Annotated in this window: 17 protein-coding genes; 10 read left to right on the top strand and 7 right to left on the bottom strand. The window is 40.7% G+C overall.

The window, feature by feature from the left end; all coding sequences use genetic code 11:
• Positions 1 to 27: 27 nt before the first annotated feature.
• On the bottom strand, positions 28 to 1329 hold the full coding sequence (locus tag DFO73_RS14980; protein WP_110065553.1) for an NCS2 family permease: 1302 nt from the start codon (positions 1327 to 1329) through the stop codon (positions 28 to 30).
• 513 nt (positions 1330 to 1842) lie between these two features.
• On the opposite strand from DFO73_RS14980, the gene DFO73_RS14975 reads away from it, so the two are divergent.
• Positions 1843 to 2487, top strand: coding sequence for an HAD family hydrolase (locus DFO73_RS14975; protein WP_110065552.1), 645 nt, complete (start codon positions 1843 to 1845; stop codon positions 2485 to 2487).
• Between the two features lie 190 nt (positions 2488 to 2677).
• Here the strand turns inward: DFO73_RS14975 and DFO73_RS14970 are convergent, their stop codons facing one another.
• Positions 2678 to 3532 (bottom strand): MurR/RpiR family transcriptional regulator, encoded by an 855-nt coding sequence (locus DFO73_RS14970; protein WP_110065551.1) that lies wholly within the window; start codon positions 3530 to 3532, stop codon positions 2678 to 2680.
• 213 nt (positions 3533 to 3745) lie between these two features.
• Here DFO73_RS14970 and gnd point away from each other — a divergent pair, with 213 nt between their 5' ends.
• The 3 genes from gnd to gntK all read left to right on the top strand — a co-directional run bounded on the left by gnd (position 3746) and on the right by gntK (position 7785).
• Positions 3746 to 4642, top strand: coding sequence for a phosphogluconate dehydrogenase (NAD(+)-dependent, decarboxylating) (gene gnd, locus DFO73_RS14965; protein ID WP_110065550.1), 897 nt, complete (start codon positions 3746 to 3748; stop codon positions 4640 to 4642).
• Positions 4643 to 4774: 132 nt separating this feature from the next.
• Positions 4775 to 6118, top strand: a complete 1344-nt coding sequence (locus tag DFO73_RS14960; RefSeq protein ID WP_110065549.1) for a GntP family permease — start codon at positions 4775 to 4777, stop codon at positions 6116 to 6118.
• 122 nt (positions 6119 to 6240) lie between these two features.
• Positions 6241 to 7785: a gluconokinase gene (gene gntK / locus DFO73_RS14955; RefSeq protein WP_110065548.1), complete on the top strand. Its 1545-nt coding sequence runs from the start codon at positions 6241 to 6243 to the stop codon at positions 7783 to 7785.
• A 41-nt stretch (positions 7786 to 7826) separates the two neighbouring features.
• On the opposite strand, the gene DFO73_RS14950 is transcribed toward gntK, so the two are convergent.
• Together DFO73_RS14950 and DFO73_RS14940 are read right to left on the bottom strand one after the other, a co-directional pair.
• The gene (locus DFO73_RS14950) at positions 7827 to 8465 is read right to left on the bottom strand and encodes a FusB/FusC family EF-G-binding protein (RefSeq protein ID WP_110065547.1); all 639 of its coding nucleotides are present in this window, start codon (positions 8463 to 8465) and stop codon (positions 7827 to 7829) included.
• A 419-nt stretch (positions 8466 to 8884) separates the two neighbouring features.
• Positions 8885 to 9148, bottom strand: coding sequence for a CD3324 family protein (locus tag DFO73_RS14940; protein WP_110065545.1), 264 nt, complete (start codon positions 9146 to 9148; stop codon positions 8885 to 8887).
• A gap of 401 nt (positions 9149 to 9549) precedes the next feature.
• Here DFO73_RS14940 and helD point away from each other — a divergent pair, with 401 nt between their 5' ends.
• The 3 genes from helD (at position 9550) to DFO73_RS14925 (ending at position 13457) form a co-directional block, all read left to right on the top strand.
• Positions 9550 to 11817, top strand: coding sequence for an RNA polymerase recycling motor HelD (gene helD / locus DFO73_RS14935; RefSeq protein ID WP_110065544.1), 2268 nt, complete (start codon positions 9550 to 9552; stop codon positions 11815 to 11817).
• A gap of 340 nt (positions 11818 to 12157) precedes the next feature.
• On the top strand, positions 12158 to 12979 hold the full coding sequence (locus tag DFO73_RS14930; RefSeq protein WP_110065543.1) for an aldo/keto reductase: 822 nt from the start codon (positions 12158 to 12160) through the stop codon (positions 12977 to 12979).
• 217 nt (positions 12980 to 13196) lie between these two features.
• On the top strand, positions 13197 to 13457 hold the full coding sequence (locus tag DFO73_RS14925; protein ID WP_110065542.1) for a GlsB/YeaQ/YmgE family stress response membrane protein: 261 nt from the start codon (positions 13197 to 13199) through the stop codon (positions 13455 to 13457).
• A gap of 276 nt (positions 13458 to 13733) precedes the next feature.
• Here DFO73_RS14925 and DFO73_RS14920 read toward each other — a convergent pair whose 3' ends face one another.
• Positions 13734 to 14654, bottom strand: coding sequence for an RluA family pseudouridine synthase (locus tag DFO73_RS14920; RefSeq protein WP_110065541.1), 921 nt, complete (start codon positions 14652 to 14654; stop codon positions 13734 to 13736).
• A 343-nt stretch (positions 14655 to 14997) separates the two neighbouring features.
• On the opposite strand from DFO73_RS14920, the gene DFO73_RS14915 reads away from it, so the two are divergent.
• Positions 14998 to 15396 (top strand): YhcU family protein, encoded by a 399-nt coding sequence (locus DFO73_RS14915; RefSeq protein WP_110065540.1) that lies wholly within the window; start codon positions 14998 to 15000, stop codon positions 15394 to 15396.
• Positions 15397 to 15462: 66 nt separating this feature from the next.
• Here DFO73_RS14915 and DFO73_RS14910 read toward each other — a convergent pair whose 3' ends face one another.
• Positions 15463 to 15933 carry a thioredoxin family protein gene (locus tag DFO73_RS14910; protein ID WP_110065539.1) on the bottom strand — a complete coding sequence of 157 codons (471 nt, stop codon included), beginning with the start codon at positions 15931 to 15933 and terminating at the stop codon, positions 15463 to 15465.
• A gap of 1 nt (position 15934) precedes the next feature.
• Positions 15935 to 16372: a disulfide oxidoreductase gene (locus tag DFO73_RS14905; RefSeq protein ID WP_110065538.1), complete on the bottom strand. Its 438-nt coding sequence runs from the start codon at positions 16370 to 16372 to the stop codon at positions 15935 to 15937.
• 285 nt (positions 16373 to 16657) lie between these two features.
• Here DFO73_RS14905 and DFO73_RS14900 point away from each other — a divergent pair, with 285 nt between their 5' ends.
• Positions 16658 to 16939 carry a hypothetical protein gene (locus DFO73_RS14900; protein WP_110065537.1) on the top strand — a complete coding sequence of 94 codons (282 nt, stop codon included), beginning with the start codon at positions 16658 to 16660 and terminating at the stop codon, positions 16937 to 16939.
• Positions 16940 to 17010: 71 nt separating this feature from the next.
• Positions 17011 to 18513 (top strand): bifunctional GNAT family N-acetyltransferase/carbon-nitrogen hydrolase family protein, encoded by a 1503-nt coding sequence (locus tag DFO73_RS14895; RefSeq protein WP_110065590.1) that lies wholly within the window; start codon positions 17011 to 17013, stop codon positions 18511 to 18513.
• The last annotated feature ends 120 nt before the right edge of the window (positions 18514 to 18633 follow it).

The raw sequence follows: 18633 nt of genomic DNA, 5'->3' as shown, positions 1-18633 counted from the left end.
TACGTTGCAGTGTTTTCTGCCCGTGAATTAATGAGGCAAGAACGCAAGCTGATAAAAGAATAGCACTGAAAATAAATAAACGAGCGGATGAACTTCACGCCATTTTCCTTTTACTACTTTCATTAACGGATAGGCGATAAATCCAAGTGCAATTCCTGTAGCGATGCTTGATGTCAGCGGCATGCTTAAAATGATTAGGAATGCAGGGAATGCTTCGTCCAGCTCATTCCATCGAATGTGGGAGATGCTTCCCATCATCAGGCTTCCGACGATAATCAGGGCAGGTGCCGTGATGGCTGCAAGTCCTGATACAGCACCGACCAAAGGGCCGAAGAAAGCAGATAGAAGGAATAAGCCTGCAACAGTTAAAGTAGTTAATCCAGTTCTTCCGCCGGCAGAGACCCCAGTGGAAGACTCAATATAAGCTGAAGTCGGGCTTGTACCAAACATGGCGCCCACAGAAGTAGCAATAGAATCAGATAATAACGCTTCACGAGCTCGAGGCATCGTTTTGCCTTTCATTAATCCTGCCTGCTGGGCAACTCCAATCATCGTTCCAGTTGTATCAAAAATAGTAACAAGCAGAAATGAGAAAACAACTGCATACAAACTATGCTGGATCACATCCCCAATAGCTTCAAACGGATTTAAAATAATGATTCCATCCGGAAGAGTTGGGAGTGATACAAAGCCCTGTTCAAAAGAAAGATGCCCGGTAAAATAGGCAACCACGCCAGTAATGATCATTCCGAAAAACAGGGCCCCATTAATACCAAGCGTCATCAATATCAAGGTAGCTGCCAGTCCGACGAGCGCAAGGATTGCTTGAGGAGAATGCAGGTCGCCAAGCGCTACAAGATTAGTTGGGTGGCTTGTAATTAGCCCAGTTAAACGCAACCCGATAAATGCTATAAATAATCCAATCCCGGCTGTAATTCCGTGCTTTAGATTATCTGGAATCGCGATTATTAATTTCTCCCGGAAAGGAGTAAGAGACAAGATAATGAAGATAATACCTGCAATAAAGACGGCGGAGAATGCTGTCATATAATCAATATTTCCATGGGTGCCCACTACTGAGTAGGCAAAGTAAGCGTTAAGGCCCATTCCTGGTGCGATGGCAATCGGATAATTGGCGAATAAAGCCATCCAAAGAGTACCCACAACTGTTGCAATAATGGTCGCTGAAAAAACCTGTTCAAATGGAACGCCGGCATCAGATAAAATGACAGGATTTACAACGACTATATAAACCATTGTTAAAAAAGTTGTAACCCCCGCGAGAACCTCAGTCTTCACATTTGTTTGATTTTCTTTTAATTTGAACATATAAAGTCCTCCATAAAGTGAAACTTCTTTTTGGCATGTATGTGCAAGTGAAAAACACGAACATTTGAAAACACAACTAATATAATATTCGTTTTTGTGCTATATTTCAAGTGCTTATTTATATTATTGATTTATTAGGATTGTATCATCCTTAAATAGTAAAAAAGCCTATAAGCATATACCGACAATGCATCCCCTTTACCTGTGTACAAATATCTTGCAGGAACCGGTTTTCGCAGGTGCTTCGTAATATTTTTGCCGGATTCGGTTGATTAATAAGGAAGAATGCTTTTACACTAGTGACAAAATGACAAGGAAATAGGGTTTTGCTTATATTTGCTAATTTGAAATCTTTGAGCCAAGACCAGAAACCAACAGGCAAGTTTAATAGAGCCTTAATAAAAAGAGCTGAGAAGCAGATATTGTTCCTGAGGTATTTTGTAAATAAAGGAAACTTTAAAAGAAAAGAAGCGTCTAATTTAAGGTAACGAAAACTGTAGACGGGGTGATTGGATGATTAAAGCAGTTATATTTGATTTTGACGGAACGATCGTAGATACAGAGTCTTTATGGTTTAAGGTGTTTAAAGATGTTCTGTCTAAAGACTACGGATTTGAGCTCAAGCTGGAGGAGTTCGCGAAATGCATTGGCACCACGGATGATATCCTTTTTGATTATATTGACTGCACGCATGGAATTTCCATCAACCGAAATGCGGTAAAGGAGAAAACAGAACAAGTTTTTCATAGTCAAAAAGATATATTGACTTTAAGAGAAGGGGTTCAGGAGCTTATAGAGAAGTTTGCTGAAAAAGGCCTTAAGCTAGGAGTAGCGTCTAGTTCAGGAAGAGAGTGGGTTCTTCATTACTTAAAGGAGTTTGGGATCGAAAGACATTTTCAGATCATCAAAACTAAAGAAGATGTTGAAAAAGTAAAACCGGATCCTGCCCTGTACATAAAGGCACTCGAGGAAATGGGTGTAAAGCCTGAAGAAGCTATTGCTATTGAAGATTCGGCCAATGGATCGATCGCCGCAATAATGGCGGGAATGCACTGTGCAGCTGTGCCCAATGATGTTACAGACTTCCTTACTTTTCATGAGAAAGTCTTGCGATATAAAGCCTTCTCCGAGATCCTTTTTGAGGAGCTGGTGAAATAAAAAAGAAGGCAGGGTTTCTCCTGCCTTTAACCTGATGAGAAAGGATCGCTGTCTTTGACATCAGCCTCCTGCGGAGCTCAAAGCCCTGATATGGCAACTCCGCTCCCGTCGTGCCTTGCACCATGTGACAAGCGCAGTCAAAAGCAGTCGAGGTGCTTGATTTTGAACTCATCCGAGCAGTTCAACTGCCCTATATCCTTTTTACAGAAATGGCATTCCGCATTTTGTGGAGTGCTTTTTTGCTTTCTTCTTTTCTTGCCATCATGACGTTTACATAAAGGGCGTCAATAATGCTTAGCTGGGCAATCCGGGAAGAAAGAGCTTCCGAGCGGTAATCTGTTTCCTCAGCGACTGTATAAAGTGAGATATCCACCTTGTGGCTGAGAGGTGATTTGGCAAAGTTCGTGATGGCGATAGTCTTCACTTTATTTTCCTTTGCGACATTTAGCACCTGGATGACATCCTTTGTTGTGCCAGAGTGTGAAATAAAGACAGCAACGTCATCCTCGTTTAGCTGCGATGCGGACATTAATTGCATATGAGAATCGCTGTTCGCCAACACGGTAATTCCGGTCCTGATAAATTTGTGGTAAGCATCCATAGCGATGATGCTTGATCCGCCGCTCCCGAAAAATTCAACTTTATTGGCATTTAAAATCATATCCACAGCATCCTCAAAGGCTCCCCCACCCAGTATCTGCAGGGTGTCCTCCAGAGTTTTGATGTTGGAGCGGAATACCTTTTCAGAGACAGTGAGCACTTCATCGTCTTCATTAATGGTCTCATGGATGTCCTTAATGGGAGTTACGATTTCAGATGCCAATGCTATTTTAAGAGCTTGATAGCCTTTAAAGCCAATTCGCTTGCAAAAACGAAACACTGTTGAGTCAGCAATGCCAAGATCATCTGCAAGCTGGTTAATCGAACTGTGGACTATTTTCTCAGGGTGTTCGAGAATATAATCCGCAATTTTCTTTTCTTTATCACTAAATTTTGCATAATGGGTTTTGATTCGGGCAAAACAATAAAGGTTGTCATGAACCATATGGGCAGCTCCCTAGAATAAATTTTATTATGAAATCCGATATTAGTGAAAAAATCATTAAGGCGAAGGTAGGAGTCTTTTAGGTAAAACGCTTTCTAAATTCTAATTCTATTATAAAAGAAAAATATTTTTTTGAAAACGATTGCAAATAGAAAAATATTTTGTATAATGAAATCACAAATGAAAAAAATTTTCTTCATCCAGGAGGCTTTTATGCAAGTAGGAATGATTGGTCTTGGAAAGATGGGCTACAACTTATCCCTGAATCTGAAAGATCATGGGCATGAAGTAGTAGCTTTTGATAAAGACAGCAGTTTAAGCGAAAAAATATCCGCTGAAGGAATTCAGGGAGTTTCATCAGTTAAAGAATTGGTCAGCAGTCTTTCAAAGCCGCGTGTGTTGTGGCTGATGGTACCTGCAGGCGATATTACAGAGGCAGTTATTGAGGAAACATCTGCTCTGCTTGAAGAAGGGGATATCCTAATTGACGGAGGAAACTCCAATTATAAGGAATCATTGCGCCGGGCGGAAATGCTGCAGGCAAAAGGAATTTATTTCTTTGACTGCGGAACAAGCGGCGGCATGGAAGGCGCCCGCAACGGCGCATGCACCATGATTGGCGGAGATGCAGACGTATTCAAAACGATTGAGCCGATCTTTAAGGATATAACAGTTGAAAACGGCTATTTGTATGCCGGCAGAGCAGGAAGCGGCCATTTTCTAAAAATGGTACATAACGGAATCGAGTATGGCATGATGCAGGCCATTGCTGAAGGTTTTGAAATCCTTGAAAAAAGTCCGTTTGATTATGATTATGAAAAAGTCGCCAAAGTTTGGAATAACGGTTCTGTCATTCGTTCATGGCTGATGGAATTAACCGAGAATGCTTTTTCAAAGGATGCAAAGCTTAATGGCCTTAAAGGTGTGATGCATTCATCAGGCGAAGGCAAATGGACAGTTGAAACAGCGCTGGATCTTCAAACTGCTGCTCCTGTGATCGCAATGTCCCTAATGATGCGTTACCGTTCATTGGAAGAGGATACGTTCTCAGGTAAGGTAGTCGCTGCTTTAAGAAATGAATTTGGCGGGCATGCAGTAGAAAAGAAATAAATTTCAAGGGAACTGGAAGACCTGTCTAAAAAGAGGCTGGTTTTCCAGGGCCCTGCTAAATAAAGATAAAGACTTCAATCTCTATTTTTTATACAAAATGAAAACGCTTCAACGATAAAAGGGGGAAATGAAATGTCAGGCTCAATGTTGATTTTAGTGGCTATGGCTGGTATCTTTACACTATTATTCCTAGTTATGAAAACAAAGCTTCATGCTTTTGTAGCTTTGCTGCTTGTCAGTTTGCTAGTTGGTATTGCCGCAGGAATGCCACTGGGTGATGTTATACAGTCAGTCCAGAACGGGATGGGTGGAACTCTGGGGTTCGTAGCGGTTGTTGTTGGTCTTGGTGCGATGTTTGGGCGTATGCTTGAGGTGTCAGGCGGTGCTGAACGGCTTGCACAGACAATGATTAAAAAATTCGGTGAAGATAAAGCGCAATGGGCGCTTGGTATTACGGGTTTTATCGTAGCGATTCCAGTATTCTTTGATGTTGGTTTCATTATACTGGTACCAATCGTTTATGGGTTGGCAAAGAAAACAGGGAAATCATTGCTTTACTATGGTATTCCGCTATTGGCTGGTTTGGCTGTTACACACAGCTTCATCCCGCCGACCCCAGGACCGATTGCAGTTGCAGATTTAATTGGTGCGGATCTTGGCTGGGTCATCTTATTTGGTGTTATTGCCGGTATTCCTTCTATGATTATTGCAGGTCCGTTATTTGGAAGATATATCGCGAAAAAAATTCATGTAGCTGTTCCTGAATACATGCAAATTGAAGAAAAAGAGTATGATAAAGAGCTTCCAAGCTTTGGACTTATTGCGAGCATTATTTTTATTCCGCTTGTTCTTATTCTGGTAAACACTGTATCTGGCGTTCTATTGGAGGAAGGGAATGCGCTTAGATCATTCTTTACATTTATGGGACATCCGTTTGTTGCTTTGACCATTGCTACATTATTGGCGTTCTATAGCCTTGGAACTAAACGCGGCTACTCCCGCCAGGAAGTACAAGATATTGCAACAAAGTCTTTAGAGCCAGCTGGAATCATTATTCTTGTGACAGGTGCCGGCGGTGTGTTCAAGCAGGTACTTATTGATTCAGGTGTTGGACAGGTTTTGGGAGATATGATGGCTGCTTCTGCACTGCCTCCAATTTTACTGGCATTTTTAATTGCAACATTCGTTCGTGTTGCTCAAGGTTCAGCGACGGTAGCGATGGTTACAGCAGCAGGCCTGATTGCGCCGCTCATTGAAACGATGGGACTCGAAGGACCAGTACTGGGCCTAATTGTTATCTCAATTGCTGCCGGTGCAACGATCTTCTCTCACGTAAATGACTCAGGTTTCTGGCTTGTTAACCGCTACTTTGGCCTTGATGTAAAAGATACGCTGAAATCATGGACGGTAATGGAATCATTAATTGCTTTAGTTGGATTTGCGACAGTATTTATACTTGGCTTCTTTATTGCCTAAAATATAATGTTGAGAAGGAAGGGGCGACTTTATAGAGCTGCTTCCTTCTTCTATTGTAAATGAGAATTGTTACTAAAACTTACAGTTGTTTAACTTTTCTATATGAAAGGAGATTATTTAACATGGCTGCGACTAAATATGTCATAGGGACGGATATTGGTACAACAAGCACAAAGTCGGTTTTATTTGATCATAAAGGGCAGGTCCTTGGAAAATTTACAATCGGGTATCCTTTACATACACCCAATCCTTCAACGGCCGAACAGGAACCGGATGAGATCTTTCAGGCTGTCCTTGGAACCATTAAAGGGTGTATGAAGGAGGCTAACGTCAGCCCGGAGGAAGTTACTTGCGTGTCCTTCAGTTCAGCAATGCATAGCGTTATTGCAGTTGATTTAGAAGGCCAGCCTTTGACTAACAGCATCACTTGGGCTGATAACCGCAGTGCAAAATGGGCAGACAAGATTAAACAGGAAATGAATGGCCACGAAATTTACTTAAGGACCGGGACTCCGATCCATCCAATGTCGCCTCTTTCAAAGCTTGTTTGGCTGAAAAATGAACAGCAGGATCTTTTTCAGCGTGCTTATAAATTTATTTCCATTAAAGAGTATGTTTTTTACAAGTTGTTTGGAGAATATATTGTTGATTATTCAATTGCATCGGCAACAGGAATGTTCAATTTGGAAAAGCTCGATTGGGATGAAGGAGCTTTAAAAGTTGCGGGGATATCAGATGAAAAACTTTCAAAGCCTGTTCCCACTACCTTTTCTGTAAAAGGAATGAAGGAAGAATACAGCAGGCTCTTGGGATTGGATAAGGATACTCCATTTATTGCAGGTGCCAGTGACGGCGTTCTTTCCAACCTGGGTGTTAATGCGATAGACCCTGGAGTTGTTGCAGTCACTATTGGAACAAGCGGTGCGATCCGTGCTGTGACTGATAAGCCGGTAACCGATCCGAAAGGCAGGATTTTCTGTTATGCTCTTACAGAAAAGCACTGGGTGATTGGCGGGCCGGTAAATAATGGAGGCATGCTTTTCCGCTGGGTGCGCGATGAATTTGCTGCTTCGGAAGTTGAAACAGCCAAGAGGCTCGGAATCGATCCCTATGATGTCCTTACTAAAATTGCATCAGGCGTTGCACCGGGCTCAGACGGCCTAATTTTCCATCCATATATGACCGGTGAGCGTGCACCTTTATGGAATGCCAATGCAAGAGGATCTTTCTTCGGTCTAAGCCTTCATCATAAGAAAGAGCATATGATCCGCTCTGTGCTTGAAGGGGTTATTTATAACTTGTATACCGTTTTGCTTGCTTTGGAGGAGCTTACAGGCGAACCTAAGAGAATCCAGGCAACCGGGGGATTTGCGAGGTCAGAGCTATGGCGCCAGATGATGGCGGATATTTTCAACCAGGAAGTTGTGGTTCCGGAAAGCTATGAAAGTTCCTGCCTTGGGGCGGCTATTCTTGGTTTATATGCGTTAGGTGAGATTGAAGACCTGAATATCGTCTCTGACATGGTTGGTGCAACTTACAGCCATCAGCCAAAAGAAGAGAGTGCGAAAGTGTATCGGGAGTTAATGCCGATTTATATCCGATTATCCCGTCTGTTTGAAAATGAATATAAAAGCATTGCTGATTTTCAAAGAAAATATCTGGGATAAAAGAAAGGAGCCTGCTGTTAAGCGCGGCTCCTTTTGTGTCTTTAGCCTTTCAGCCTTCCGACAAAATCGTTAAGCTGGTCCAGTGAAGTCAGATTTTCATTGCATTTTTGGCTGTCCTGGCAGATGTAATTGCCTCTTTTTGTATATGTGCCCAATTGAGATCCTTTTGTTTCGGACAGAAACATGCCGATCTCTTCAAACTTATTGCAGATAGCACATATTCCTTTTTTGCTTGTTGGCTTAAAAGTTCCGTGCAGACCTGACAATTTATCATTTTGCAGGCTGATTATATACTTCCTGTTGGTGCCTTTATCATTCCAGCCCAAATAGCTGATTTCCCGGAAATCGATATCTTCGAGTGCGGGCATTTTTAGTTTTTTCGCTTTAGGGAACAGCTTTTTGATGGATTGGTCCGTTAAATTTTTAAAAGGAATTACATATCCTTTTATTTCGGCTAGGAATGCCTCGGCCTGCTCTCTTTCTTTTATCTCAATGATGGGATCAAGAAGCCGTTTTTGGTCTTCGGTTAGTTCTTCAAAAAGGCTAAAGACCTTTTCTGCAGAAAGAGATTTCAGTGCATTCAGCACCCCAGTATCATTTACAGAAGCATGGCCATTAATTAAAACCTGTGCCTGTGACTTAATAAAATTGTATTGATCATTTCTCATGAAAGGTTCCATTATCATCACTCCTATACATCCAGCACCCAACATATCTCTTTCACTTTAAAAGATTTGCCTGATATTGTAAATGTATAAAACAATTAGGAAATGAACTCGGTACAGGTAAAAAGCACTGAACAAAATCGGTCAGTGCTTTTCATAGCTTTTTTTTTTGGCTCTGTTAATTTTTCCTGTTGATTTCCGCTCAAGAAATCGCTTTTCGCAGGCGGTCCGGGAGCCTCCTCGGTGCAAGCTGCGGGGTCTCCCAATGGCCATAAGTTCCTTTTCAACAATCTTTCTTGCTCCGTTGGATTCTCCAAGCTCCTGGCAGGACTTTGATAAGCACCTAACGAAGGAAATGCAAATGCATTTTCGGGGATCTCGCACCTTCCGCCCCAATCAACAGGTACTAAAATTAATAATGACTTCGAAAAAGCCTAATTTTTATAAACAATCTTCTTGATCGTTTCACTGGAAAGGTAATATTCCTCTGCTAATTGGCTGATTGTTTTGCCGTTCTTGAAAGAGTGTTTAATCGACAGGTTTCTTTCATCCAAAGCTTTTCTCGCCCCGGAGAGGGAACCCCATTTACGGTGGGCCTTTTCGGGCTTTGGAATATAGATAGCCTCACCCTGGACATATTTTTGGATTTCCGCGATCAGGTTTTCAGGTAAAACAGCATTTGCCTTTACATAACTCATTTCTGCCAGCTCCTTATTATTTTTGTATCTAAAAATCAATAAGGTGCAAAGCCGATATCAGAAATGATAGCTTGATGGGCGATATAATTTAAAAAATTACCACCTCATGCAAAGTATCGCCAGCAATATCAGGCTTTGCATGAGACGCTGCAGTATCAGGCAATGCAATCACAATTGCCATCTCCATCACCTCCTAAAAAGTGAGTTTTTCCTTCATTATAAAATAAACTATATACCAATGTATATCAAAGCTGAAATTCGACAAAATTCGGGTGGTACCAGGTACCAATAATTATCCCGCTTGCTCAATGCAGACTTTTCTGATAATATATTTTTCTGCCCACCGTACGCTCATATGTATTTCTCCATTGCGGCTGAAAAAATTTGGGAAGGAGAAACATATGTCATTTGAACATGAGCACCCCGATTTTCAAAAGGAGATTCAGCGGCTGGAATTCACGAAACGTTATATTGACGTGGTGATTAAGACATCCGAATCCAGCAAAGACAAGTTCCAGGAGAACATGAAAGAAGCTTTCGAAGACATTGATTGGCTTGAATCCAGTTTGAGTTATTCTTCATTATTAACGAATGCCCGCTTTTTTGAAATGTCCAAGGATGAATTAAAGCAATTGAAAAATGCCAGAAAAAAGCCTTATTTTGCAAGGGTTGATTTTCTTCGGGATGACCTTAATGAAAAAGAAATCTTATACATAGGAAAAACCTCTTTATATTCCCGTGAAAATCAAGAGCAGATTATAGTTGACTGGCGGTCTCCGATTGCCAATCTATACTATGAAGGGAGGCTTGGAGAGGTTCAGTATGATTCCTATGAAGAAAGCTTTCATGGTTATCTTTCATTAAAGCGCCAATTTATGATTGAAGACGGGATTCTTGATGAAATCCGTGATATTGATTTAACCACAACAGATGAATTGCTTCAGGAATCACTTTCAAAAAGCTCAAGCAACCGCCTCACAGAAATTATCTCGACGATTCAGGAAGAGCAGAACAAAATTATTCGTGCTGATTTAAATAAGCCTATCATTGTGCAGGGAGCAGCGGGAAGCGGAAAAACGACGATTGCTCTGCACAGGATAAGCTACTTCATTTATCAGTACAAAGAAAATTTCGCCCCCGAGCAGCTTATGATTCTCGCACCGAGCAGGCTCTTTATCGATTATATTTCAGAAGCACTCCCGGAACTTGGTGTAGAAAGAGTCCGCCAGACAACCTATCAGGAATATGTACAGTCTTGCATGGGAGAGAAACTCACGATGGCTGAGGATAACAAATTAGTGAGGCTGCTTGAAAGTAATGATACCCAAGAAACACAGCTTGCTGCCTGGGCCTCGTCCATCAAAGGATCGCCTGTCTTTCAAGTCATACTCAGCAATTACTTAAAGGATATTTATAAGAGTTTTTACCCTGGAGAGGATTTTACCGTAGATAAGTTCCGGCTGTTCAGCCATAAAAAATTCATCCAGCTTTTTAAGGATGATTATCAGTATCTTCCCCTTTATAGAAGGCTGGATAAACTAAAAGCAGTGCTTCAAAATGACCTGGCAAAGAAAAAGAAAAACATCATAAAAAAAATTGAAACCTATTATGATGAACGGATTGAGCGTGCCCTCTACAGAGGGAAAGATCCGGATAAAAGAAGGGAATATGTTTCAGAGGCCCTTGATAAAAAAGCAGACAGGCTCGAAGAAATAAAGAAGAGCATAAGAACCGCTGTGCCAAAATATATGAAGCAATTTCCGAAAAAAAGCCTAATCCGATATTATAAGGAGTTATTTGCGGATGCGGACCGCCTATCAAAAATGTCTGGAGGGAAGTTATCAGAAGAAGATGCAGGCTTGCTTTGCGAGTACAATCAGAAATTATTTAAGAAAAAGGTTTATGAGAGAGAAGACCTTGCTTTAATGCTATATTTACAGGAAAACCTTTTTGGCATCCCTAAAGAGCTCCGGGCAAAAAATATAGTTATCGATGAAGCACAGGACTATAGCTTTATGGAGCTTCTTTCTCTAAAAAAAGCGCTGGATACTGATATGTTTACACTTGTCGGGGATCTGGCACAGGGAATCCACTCATACAGGGGACTAACAAGCTGGGAGCAAGTACTTGATTATATTTTTCCCCGCGCAACCTATACCGAACTCCAGAAAAGCTATCGTACGACAATTGAAATTATGGAAAAAGCAAATGAATTGTTAAAGCTGCTTCCCTATTCATTTCCCGAAGTTGAACCAGTTGTCCGCCATGGAAAAAGCCCTGAGTTTATAAAAAGAAAAGATGGTCAAGAGCTTGTAAAGCAGCTTGAAAACCAGGTAACTTCATTAAAGGAAGAAGATTATAAAACATTTGCGGTGATCGGAAAAACGATGAAGGATTGCAAGCTCCTTCACTCTCTTTTTGAGAAACATGGAGAGCTGCCTTTTAAGCTGCTGCAGGAGCAGGAAAGCATTCCGAAGGATGAAATCGTTATCGTGCCCTCGTATTTAGCCAAAGGGCTCGAATTTGATGCGGTCATGGTTCTGTCGATTGAAGAGAAATTTTCGAGAGAATCTGAGCTGGATATAAAGCTTCTTTATGTTGCTATGACACGGCCGCTTCACCGATTGTATTTTTATGGGCTGGAAGAGGACAATTTCATATTAGGCTAAATACCTAAAATAGCGGCTGCCCCCTTTTAAAGCAGCCGCTGTTTTTTGGTTGAAAAAAGAATTTAAAAAATATATAAAAAGATCTCTGTCCTTTGTTTAGGACATTTTTTCATCGGGAAGAACATCCATACAGAATAAAAAATGGCAATAAGATGCAGCAGGAAAACGAGGATTAGAAATGCTACGAATAAATAATCCCGGCATCTGCCGTTTATATAGATAGGCGATTGCTTCCCTCAGGCAATCGCTTTATTATTTTACAGAAGTCTAACTATTAGGTCTTCTGTTTAAGCAAATGCTAAAATGAAGGAATAAAGCAGTGAAGGAGTTGATCCAGGTTATGAAGGATATCTACAGTACTTTAACTTTGCATAATGGGGTGGAGATGCCCCAATTTGGCCTCGGTGTTTATAAAGTGGAGGAAGGTCAGCAGGTTGAAGAGACCGTTAAGAAGGCAATTAATCTAGGATACAGGCTGATTGATACTGCCGCTTTTTACGAAAATGAAGAAGGGGTAGGAAAAGCAATCAAGGAAAGCGGTGTGCCGAGGGAAGAGCTGTTTATTACGACAAAGGTTTGGAATACGGAGCAGGGTTATGAACAGACACTTGCTGCGTTTGAAAAAAGCATAAAGAAGCTTAATTTGGAATACATAGATTTATACTTGATCCATTGGCCTGTTAAAGGAAAGTACCTTGATACATGGAAAGCCCTAGAAGAGCTATACAAGGATGGAAAAGTAAAAGCGATTGGCGTAAGCAATTTTCAAATCCATCATTTAAAGGAAATTATGGAAAACTCATCTGAAAAGCCTGTAGTCAATCAAGTTGAGCTTCATCCCCGGTTATCGCAGGAGGAACTGAGGGCTTTTTGTGATGAAAACAATATTAAAATAGAAGCGTGGTCTCCGATTGCCAGAGGAAGGGTATTGGACGATTCTGTGATTCAGGAAATTGCGCACACACATGGCAAGTCAGCCGCCCAGATCATCCTAAGATGGCATCTCCAGAACAGCATTATCATTATTCCAAAATCAGTCCATGAGGAAAGGCTGAAGGAAAACGCTGATATTTTCGATTTTGAGTTAAGCTCGGCTGAGATGAATCAATTGAATCAATTAAATGTAAACGAAAGATATGGGCCAGATCCGGATACCTTTTGATCTTGCGCAATCACCGTCAGCTTAGCATCCTTAGGGGTGCTTTTTTTTATTAGGCAGCAATGTGTAGAATAGATTTTAAAAAAATGGTTTTAGAAATGGAATGATGGGTAATTTAATTGTACAAGCAGATAAGATCACCAAAAGCTGCGCAGCTACTGAATGAAAATCTTAATCTGAACAGAAACTGATTTTAAAAACTAACAAGGAGTGATTTTAAATGTTGAGCTTTTTATGGGCATTAATTATAGGTGGTATCATTGGTTGGTTAGCAGGTATGATCGTTGGCAGAGATATTCCAGGCGGAATTATCGGTAACATTATCGCAGGTTTCATTGGTGCTTGGTTAGGTTCATTAATTCTTGGTGATTGGGGTCCAGTCGTAGCGGACTTTGCTATTATTCCTGCTTTAATTGGTGCTATCCTGCTTGTATTCATCGTAAGCTTTGTAATGAAAGCTATGCGCAAATCTCATGACTAATAGTAACTAAATGAAAGAAGTCCCTGTATGGGGCTTCTTTTTTATGTTGATATGATCTTCAAGGAAAAGAACAAGTTTTAAGCTTTGGGAAATCGGATTAGAAATTCCCACAAAAAAACTGACTCGAATGCGTTCTTGGCTATATTCAAAGTCAGTATTGGAGAAATTTGTCATTGGATGCCCCTTATGAAGACATCCCGCTAATTAACTAACTAAAATTTATCCTTTAATACCTTTATGAAGGACGTCTCATCCACTTTCTGTATAGACCATTCATCAAAAGGCGTAAGGATCAACCCCTTTAAAAATCTCGGGATGATCAAGAAAAGGCGCATGGCAGACAATTGTTTCATCGGAAAAAGGATGTGGAATTTCGAGCTTAACTGCATGCAGCGCCTGACGGGGAAAAACGGGTTGCCCTCCATATAATAAATCCCCTGCAAGCGGGTAGCCCAGATGGCTTAAATGGACACGAATTTGATGTGTTCTTCCAGTATCCAGCCGGCACTTAATAAGGGAAAGATTTCCCCTGGAATACGTTTCTATTAATTCAAAGTTTGTCACTGCAGGCTGCCCTTTAGGTGAAACTCTTCTTCTGGTAGGATGATGCCTGTCACGGCCAATTGATTCACGGATCGTCCCTTTTTTCTGCTGAAGCTTGCCATGTGCCAATGCCAAGTATGTACGCTTTATTTCTCTTTCTTCAAGCTTTTTATCCATGATAGCCCCCGCTAAGGAGTGTTTTGCAAATAGAACAGCTCCAGTCGTATCACGGTCCAAGCGATGGACATGTTTAATACTTCTTTTTTCACCCTGCATTTGCAGATGAAAGGCTGCCGCATTGGCAAGTGTATTGTTTTGCCCGGGGGAATTAGGATGTGTATCCATGCCTGCAGGCTTATTTAAGACCAGCAAATGGTCATCCTCAAATAAAACATCAACATCCAGGTAAGAAGGAATGACTCCAAAATCTTCTTCCTGAAAAAAATGCAATCTTAATTTATCGCCAGTATGTAAGGACTTTGTCCAGTTTGCCGGCTCTTCGTTGACCAAAACCCGCTTTTCCATTCTCATAGTATGTGCTTGTTTCTTAGGTGCTGACCAGAGGGTGCGGAAAATAAAGTCCACTGTGTAACCTTCCCACTCGGGAGGAACCAAAATTTCACACCATTCACCAAATCTTTTTATTTTTACCATAAATTACTCCTTACCCTTATTGAATAATCATGCTTTTTTCTCATATAAATTAATTACAATAATATATTAGCCCTTTAAGCTTACTGTTAAAAGGAGAAAGAACAGAAAAAAATTATTGTAATAATCAAAAACTTACTTTCGTTTTACTATAAATGGGGGTAATATAGAACTTTAGGACCATTTCTGCAGAAATGAGTGTATGCCAACTATTTCCGCAGGAGGAAAATTTGTCAACAAATACCTCATCCATGGGTATAATTACCACCCTAAAGGGCTTTCAGAATATGATATTCTTAAGTATATATTACGAACTGATTACAAGGATTACAAAGGTGGGTTATCAGTGAAGGTTGTATTTGCATCAACTCCTGATCAGGAACAAAAAATAATGGAGCTAATTGAAAAATTCTATTCAAATGTGTTTCCTCTTTATTTCACAGATGATGACATAAGAGAATTTGAGCAGCAGAAGATCTTACATACTTCTACAAGGCACTTTGAATACTTTGGGACATTAAAGGAGGCTTACCAGGTTATTGCAGGACTGCAAACGCTAATGGCTATTTTGGAATCCCCCCAGCAGGAAGATAAATATGAAGCCATTTTCGTAAAAAATGTGCAAATTCTTAAAGAATTCGGCCTGTCTTTTCCATTTGACTTCAGTCATTTTTGTGGTGAGAGAATGCCGAGGAATGATTTATTCAGCGTCTACGCCAAAGCCGCAAATGAAATATTGGTTTAATAAAAACGCCTGCAGCCGCAGGCGTTTTTATTAAATTAACGGAAATGCTGGTCAGTGCTTCCGGTTTTATTTTGTATTCTCATTAAACCACTGTTCAAACACCGCTTTTTCCTGATAGCCTGTAATCCTCTTTACTTCTTTGCCGTCTTTGTATTGTACGATTGTCGGAGTTTCCGTAATTCCATAATCGTCCCAGCCGTCTTCAAACTCAAGCAGATTGAATTGGACAAGATCGATATCCATATCTTCTGCAAGCGGAGCCACTACAGGAGTTGTCCTCTGGCAATGCGGGCAAGTAGGGCTATGGAAATAGACTGTTACATCTTCCTTATTGTTTAATTTTTCCTCAAGTTTCCCAGGGAGGATAATATTTTGGTAGTTCGGGTCATCAAGCTGTGCGACCGTTTCAGGATGAAGGGTATCCTTGCCATATGGGTTGTCCTCTGAAACCTTTTCTTCATTTTGCATTTTGGTTAGAATTCCTACAGCTGCGAATAATGCAATGATCACAGCGAGAAAAATAATGACTTTTTTCATTTTATGCCTCCTCCTTTGAGTTCTTCCAGACAAGATAACTGCAAATAAAAATAATAATGAAAGCTATTAAAGCCAAAAACGGAATCGTAATAAATCCAAACCAGTTAATATATTGGCCTGTACATGGAACTCTCCCGCACGTTGCAGCATGATCCGCCATAAAGGATATTTTTTGAATGGAATAATGGTAGATGGAAGTACCTGCTCCAACTGCCGATAAAACCATCGTATAAAGGCTGATCCGATAATCCTTCTTTATTACAGCCAATCCAAGTATAACAGCAAAAGGATACATCATAATTCTTTGATACCAGCAAAGCTCGCAGGGCTCATACTGCCTAATTTCCGAAAAATATAGGCTGCCGAACATTGCCAGTATAGATACTGCCCAAGCAGTAAACAGCAAATTCTCCCGCCGGTCTTTTTGTTTTGTCTCCATAGTGATCTCCTTAAGTTATATGTACTCTAAAAATTATAAAGCTATTGGCCATACAATGTAAATCAACTTGCGCAGACCTTATTTAGAAATTGCTAAAATCATTCACATAGAATAATTCAGTGGAATTCATCGAAAAAAAATAGAATTTAAAAAGATATCGATCATCTGTATAGAAATATATAGGAAGGAAAATACGTAAGATAAGAGGTGAGCAAGTGGCAAAGCATGCTTTAATTATTAACGGGGCTCTGTTAATCTCTGCATCTGCTGGATGCGAATGATGCAATGGAAAGCTTTGAATGGCTGAAATCCTGGCTGGGCAAATCGGACAATCCTGTCCAGCTTTACGAAGTAAAAGGAAGCCATGCTTCAAGAGAAGGATTCCAATTAGAATCAATCAATAAGCTGAAATGGAATCGTGTCATCCTTTGCTTTAGGATGGAAAAGGGGCGATCCAGATGGCTTACGAACAAAGAAATTTCAGAGGGCGTTATGAATGCTGTAAAAAAGGGAAAGGAACTGTATATCACTGGAGATGTTGAACCTTGGGGTCAGCACTCGGGATAATTTATTTATTACTTACCAAAAGGAGTGCACCATCATTGACAAAGCTAGATTTGACGAAATTCGAGAAAAAAATGATTATCCGGAATACCCGGCATACAGATATTGATCATATCATTGCCCTTCAGGAGGTTTGCTTTCCAGGAATGGACCCATGGAAACGAGAGCATTTGGAAAGCCATCTTGAGATTTTTCCGGAGGGCCAGTTTGTTGCAGAATATGATGGAGAAATTATTGGCTCCTGTTCGAGCCTGATTATTAACTTTGATGAATATGATGATCGCCATTCCTGGGATGATGTGACAGATAAAGGGTACATAACCAACCATAACCCGGAAGGCTATAACCTATATGGAATAGAGGTAATGGTGCATCCGGATTACAGAAGAATGAAAATCGGCCATCGCCTTTACGAGGAAAGGAAGGAACTTGTAAGGGCACTGAATTTAAAAAGCATAATAATCGGCGGGCGTATACCGAACTATCATAAATATGCCAATGAAATGAGTCCAAGGGAATATGTAAACGAAGTATCTCTCCATAAAATTTATGATCCTGTTTTATCCTTTCAGCTGCTAAATGGATTCACCTTGATGAGGATTAATCCAAACTATTTGCCTGATGATGTGCAGTCAAATAAATATGCTACATTGATGGAATGGAATAATGTTGACTACCGCCCAATGTCAAAACGTTTTTATAAAACGAGCTATCCTGTCCGTATTTGCGTGGTGCAGTACTTGATGAGGCAGATTAATTCCTTTGATGAATTTGCCCACCAGGTAGAATATTTCACTGATGTCGCTTCAGATGCCGGATCGGATTTTGCGGTATTTCCGGAGATTTTCACAACCCAGCTCATGTCCTTTTTGGATGAGCGTTCGCCGAGCCTGGCAGTCCGTAAGCTGACTGAGTATACAGAGGAATATATCGAGTTATTTACGGATTTGGCTGTCAGGTATAATATTAATATTATCGGCGGCTCCCACTTCGTAAAAGAGGACGATGATGAGATTTATAACATTGCTTATCTTTTCCGCCGCGATGGAACAATCGAAAAGCAATACAAGCTCCATATTACTCCAAACGAGCGTAAATGGTGGGGGATAAGCCGCGGTGACGAAGTGAAGGTATTCGACACCGATTGCGGAAAAATAGCCATTCAAATTTGTTATGATATTGAATTTCCGGAGCTTGCGAGAATTGCGACAGATAAAGGAGCAAAAATCATTTTTACGCCTTTCTGTACAGAAGACCGTCAAGGCTACTTACGGGTCCGGTACTGTGCCCAGGCAAGAGCAGTTGAAAACCAGATTTATACAGTTATATCCGGGACTGTCGGCAATTTGCCGCAAACGGAAAACATGGATATTCAATATGCACAGTCAGGGATTTTTGCTCCATCAGACTTTGAATTTGCAAGAGATGGTGTAGTAGGTGAAACCAATCCCAATATTGAAATGGTGCTGATTGGGGATGTAGATCTTGAAATACTAAGGCGCCAAAGGCAGGATGGAACTGTCCGCCAATTAAAGGACCGCCGCCATGATATTTACAGCATTAAATATAAAAAGTAACATAGAAGAGAAGCGGCAAAAGCACGGGGCTTTAGCTGCTTTTCTTATTCTCTTAGAGAGTTATCCTAAAATCAATCCATACATACTGTAAAGCGTGAAATTTGTCAAAATAACACGGAT

The sequence above is a fragment of the Cytobacillus oceanisediminis genome (assembly GCF_003182355.1).
Taxonomy (GTDB): domain Bacteria; phylum Bacillota; class Bacilli; order Bacillales; family Cytobacillaceae; genus Cytobacillus; species Cytobacillus oceanisediminis_A.
This window is presented reverse-complemented; position numbering and strand designations above follow the sequence as displayed.